3 protein-coding genes are annotated in these 4801 nt (G+C 72.6%); 2 read left to right on the top strand and 1 reads right to left on the bottom strand.

The window, feature by feature from the left end; all coding sequences use genetic code 11:
* Both K2Z83_RS24870 and K2Z83_RS24865 read left to right on the top strand, forming a co-directional pair.
* Positions 1 to 1122 (top strand): hypothetical protein (locus tag K2Z83_RS24870; RefSeq protein ID WP_220597873.1); only part of this gene is annotated, 1122 nt, incomplete at its 5' end.
* A gap of 69 nt (positions 1123 to 1191) precedes the next feature.
* Complete coding sequence (locus K2Z83_RS24865) at positions 1192 to 2898, top strand: serine/threonine-protein kinase (RefSeq protein ID WP_220597871.1); 1707 nt, start codon at positions 1192 to 1194, stop codon at positions 2896 to 2898.
* 298 nt (positions 2899 to 3196) lie between these two features.
* Here K2Z83_RS24865 and K2Z83_RS24860 read toward each other — a convergent pair.
* Positions 3197 to 4801: hypothetical protein (locus K2Z83_RS24860; RefSeq protein ID WP_220597870.1), on the bottom strand; the 1605-nt coding region annotated here is incomplete at its 5' end.

Raw genomic sequence — 4801 nt, 5'->3', positions numbered from 1 at the left:
GGGCTGCTGCGCGACGGCCAGATCGCCGCCGGCGTGATCGGCGTGTACGTGAGCCTCAGCCCGCGCTACAGCGAGCTGCGCGCCGGCGAGCGCTGGAGCAGCGAGCTGCCCGCGCCCACGCTGGAGCGCATCCGCCAGAGTGTCCTCGGCCCCGCCCTGCGCGAGGGCCGCGCCGCCGACGCCCTCGCCGCCACGCTCGCCGCCATCGAGGCCGAGATCCAGGCGGCCAAGGGCCGGGAGCAGCTCCAGCTGAGTGTCGTCATTGTGGTCTTCACTATAATTATCGCCGGGGTACTGCTTATGTCTCATCAAGACGAGCTGAACCGCCGCTGGAAGCACTCGGCGCCCGGCAGGCTGACGACGTGGATCTGGGGCCGCACACCGGCCGGCCGCGCCGAGGCCCGCCGCGAGCTGCTGCGCGCCGCCGACGCCGAGCGGGGCCGCATCGACACATTGGACGGGCAGGTCCGCCAGAAGCTCGATCTGCTGGGCGCGCCCCAGGATCTCCAGGAGACCTACGACGAGCTCACCGCCCGCCGGGGGGCCATGCGCCAGGGCGAGGACCTCGCCGAGCTGCGGGCGCTGCGCTCGGCCTACGACTCCTGGCTGGCCGATGTCGACGACCTGATCGGCACCCGCGCCACCAAGCAGTCCCGCGCGGCCGCCGCCCGCCAGCAGCTCGCCCGCCTGCGGGCCGACATGCAGCGGGCCGCGAAGCCCACCCGCAGCCAGCGCAAGGGCAGGCAGCCCCGCCCCGTCAGCGCCGACGAGCTGGCGCAGCTCGCGGCCCTGGAGGCCCGCCTGGCCGAGCTGGACGCATCCGACGCCCAGCTTGCCCGGCTCTGGCACACCGCCCAGGACCGCCAGGTCTGGCTGCACCAGCTCGGCACGGCCTACCGCGCCCTCGGCGCGGAGGCCCTGGAGCTGTGGAAGACGACCTGCCCCGAGGCCTACGCCGCCGAGGAGATCCGCATGCTCGCCGCCACGCGCGCCCACCTCGCCGGCGGCTCGGCGGGCTCCTCATACACCTCACCCCCGCCAAGCGGCGACCCCACAAGCTCAAGCGACTGGCCGAGCGACTATGGCGGCGGGGGCGAGAGCCGGGCCGGCGGGGAGTGGTAGGACACCATCCCCGCCCGGCCTGCGTATCATGTCATGGCGTCCATACGGCGGCTCGCCCTGGAGGTTGCTATGGCGACGGTGACGACAGTGCTCTGTCCGGCCTGCGGGCTCCCGCGCGAGGCGGGCCAGGCGGTGTGCGGCGGCTGCGGGCGGGTCTTCGATATGGCGGCCCTCCAGGCCGGGCCTACGGCCGCGCCCGACGAGCACTTCGCGCCGGGCCAGTCGCTCAGCGGCGGGCGCTACCGCGTGCTGCGCCCGCTCTCGAGCGGCGGCATGGGCGCGCTCTACCTGGCCACCGACCAGGAGGCCTTCGGGCGCACCGTGGTGGTGAAGACCCTGCTCACCCGGCTCGACGCCATGGCCCCCGCCGAGGCCCAGACGGCGCTGCGCCACTTTGTCCAGGAGGCGCGCACCCTGGCTGGCCTGCGCTACCCGACCATCCCGCAGATCTACTCCTACTTCCATGATGGCCCGCTGGCCTGCATGGTGATGGAGTACATTGAGGGGGACGACCTGAGCCACGGCCTGAGCCGGCCCGGCCCGCAGGGCGGCGCGCCAGTGGCGGGGGAGGCCTACCCGCTGGCCGAGGTGCTCGCGTGGGCGGTGTCGCTCTGCCGCACCCTGGAGTACCTGGCGGTCCAGCAGCCACCGGTGATCCACCAGGACATCAAGCCGGCCAACCTGATCCGCGACGCGCACAGCGGCCAGCTCTACCTGGTAGACTTCGGGGCGGCCCGGGCGATCGCGCCGGCGTCGCCCGGCCCGGGCACGGCGATCTTCGGCACGCCCGGCTACGCCGCGCCCGAGCAGTACCGCGGCGAGTGCAGCCCGGCCAGCGATGTCTACGCCCTGGCGGCCACGCTCTACCACCTGGCCACCGACGATGACCCCGGCGATCACCCCTTCGCCTTCCCGCAGATGAAGCGGCTCGGCTACCTCGGCCGGGTGCTCCAGGGCGCCCTGGAGAGCGACCCGGCCCAGCGCCCGTCCGCCACCGTCATGCGCCGCAGCGTCGAGGTGCTGCTGGCCCCCGACGCTGCCCGCTTCATCACGGCTCCCGACGGGGCGACCCTCCAGGGTGAGGTTGAGCTGGCCCGCTGGTGCGAGCGCCACTGGGAGCAGGCCCGGGCCTGGCTCTACGGCGACATGCCCGGCGCGGTTGAGCGCGAGCTGGTGCAGATCGCCATGGCCGCCCAGCTGCGCGGCTGCGTGGCCCACCACGCCAACAACCACAACGCCGGGCTCGATGAGGCGATCGCCCGGCTCGACCCGAAGGGCTTCGGCGCATCCGAGGCGCTGCTCCAGCTGAGCCCGCCCAGCATCGACCTGGGCCGATTCGACGCCAATACGCCGGTGCGCACGCAGCTGCGCGTGCATAACGCCGGCCGGCGCTATGTGCGGGCCACCCTCACCACGCCGGCCTGGCTGGCCGCCGCCGCCTCGGAGACCCTGGCCCGCAAGGAGACTCTGGCGGTGCGCGGCGCCGCCACGCCGCCGACCCTGGCCCTCGACCTGCAGCCCGGCCAGGAGATCGCTCTGTTCCTGGCGCCTATCCCCAACCGCTACACCGGCGTCGCGGACAGCGGCGCCATCGAGCTGCGCGCGGATCGGCAGGTCGCGGCGAAGGTGCCGGTGAGCGGCACGAGCACGCCTGTCCATCAGCCGCCAGCAGTCCGATCAGTCAGCTCCTCCCAGTGGAATGACGCGATGATGCTGCTCTTCGTGCTCCTGTCGATCATGATCTTCGCCGTTGTGATGACCGTTATATTCCATTAGGGCCAGGCCTGCGAACCTGGCCCCAGGTTAGGGCTGTTGCACCGTCTGAATCTCCCAATCGACGCGGTAGGTATGCAGATTGTAGCGCGGCGGGCAGGCGGCTGGGTTCTGCTAGCAGCACGGCCTGTGCCGTAGAGGGGATGCGTTTCACGCGAAGCGTTCGTTGAGTGGCACATATATTCTGTCATATACACGGCGTTCTCGCAAGAAGCTGGTTGCCCAGCGCTTCCCCTGTCGCCTAAAGGCGAACAGCCCCCGCACCGTGGCGATGCCGCACCAGCGAGGGCGTAGGAGTCTTTTATGGGAGGGGGCACTCCGCGCGCGGCACGTCGGCCAGGATGGCGGCGGCGGGGAAGGGCTGCGCCGGGCGGGCGTCGAAGGCGGCGGCCAGATCCTCGGCGGCGAAGAGCAGGGGCGGGCCGGCGACCGGCGCGCGGCTGTAGATCGCCAGGGCGCGCGCGGGGCCGACCGTCACCTCGCCCAGCAGGCTGTAGCCCGGCGGGAAGTAGCGGGTCGCCTCGGACGTGGCGATCAGGTAGTAGTCGGGGCGCTCCGCGCAGCGCGGCATCTGGCGCATGTACCAGCCGGCCAGCCAGCGGTTCTGGTTGGTGTCGTAGCTGCCGGTGATCACGCCCGCGCGGTAGAGCTCGGCGGCGGCCTTCCAGCCGTCTGTGTGCGGGAAGCCGAAGTAGCCCGCCTCGGGCAGCCGGTCGCCGTAGCCGGCCCGCAGCCAGCTTGGCCGGGCGGCGGGGAAGGCCCGCTGGTACTCGGGGATCTGGCGCAGGTAGAGCAGCTGGGCGTAGCCGAGGCTGGCGGCCAGCCAGAGGACTCCCCCAGCGTAGAGGAGTATCTGAAGAGAGGGCTGCCCTCTCTTCACTCTCCCGACAAGCCAGGCCGCGCCCAGGCCGATGATCAGCGCGGCGGCCGGGTGGGCGCTGTAGAAGTGGGTGCGCGGCTCGGCGATCAGGAAAGACTCGGCCAGGAAGGGTACGCCGAACCAGAGGGCCAGCGGGATCGCGCCGGGGGCGAGCGGCAGCAGGAGCAGCGACCCGGCCAGGGCGAGGGCCAGGATCGGCACCAGGGGCGGGGCGTTGTAGAAGGACATAATGTTGAAGTAGAGCGGCAGGTTGTTGAAGGGCGGCCCGCCGGCGTCGCCCTCGCCCGCCCGCCCGGCCAGGTACTCGGCGGTGGCCGCGAAGCTGGCGCTGGTGACGTAGGGCAGGTAGAAGCTGGCCAGCAGCAGCCCGCCCGCCAGGGCCGGCGCGCCCAGGCCCAGCAGCCACTCGCGCCAGCCCCAGCCGCGCCGCCGCCCCCCGGCGACCACCAGCCAGGCCAGGGTCGGCGCGACCATGGCCGCGTCGTAGTGGGCCAGCAGCCCGACCGCCAGCAGCGCGGCGGCCGAGACGAGGTGGCGCATCGGCCGCTCGGCCCCGGCGTAGAAGCGCCAGCAGGCCCAGAAGGCCCCCGCCGACATCAGCAGGACGACGCTCTGGTACTGGACGATCCGTGAGAAGCCGAGGGCGAAGCCGTCGGTGGCGAGCAGGGCGACGGCGACGAGGGATGAAGGATGAAGGATGAAGGATGAAGGATGTGGGGCGAGAGGCGAATACGGCTCTGACGCTGGTCGCTGGCTGCTGGTTGAGAAGAGCTCTCTGGCGAGCACGACCACCCCCAGCAGCAGGCCGACGCCGGCCAGGGCGAAGGGCAGGCGGGCGACCCACTCGACGCCGGAGCCGGCCAGGATGAGCGGGCCGGAGGGCAGCAGCGCCTCGACCGGCCCCTTGGTGTGGGTCAGCAGGATGCCGTCGTCGCCCTGGGCCACGCCGGCGGCGAGCAGCATGGCCCGCGCCTCGTCGCCCTGGAACTCCGCGCCGCCGAGCAGGGTCAGGCGCAGGGCGACGCC

This window comes from Oscillochloris sp. ZM17-4, assembly GCF_019599295.1.
Lineage (GTDB): Bacteria > Chloroflexota > Chloroflexia > Chloroflexales > Chloroflexaceae > Oscillochloris.
The sequence above is the reverse complement of the archived record's forward strand: the minus strand, read 5'-3'. Positions and strand labels throughout refer to the sequence as shown.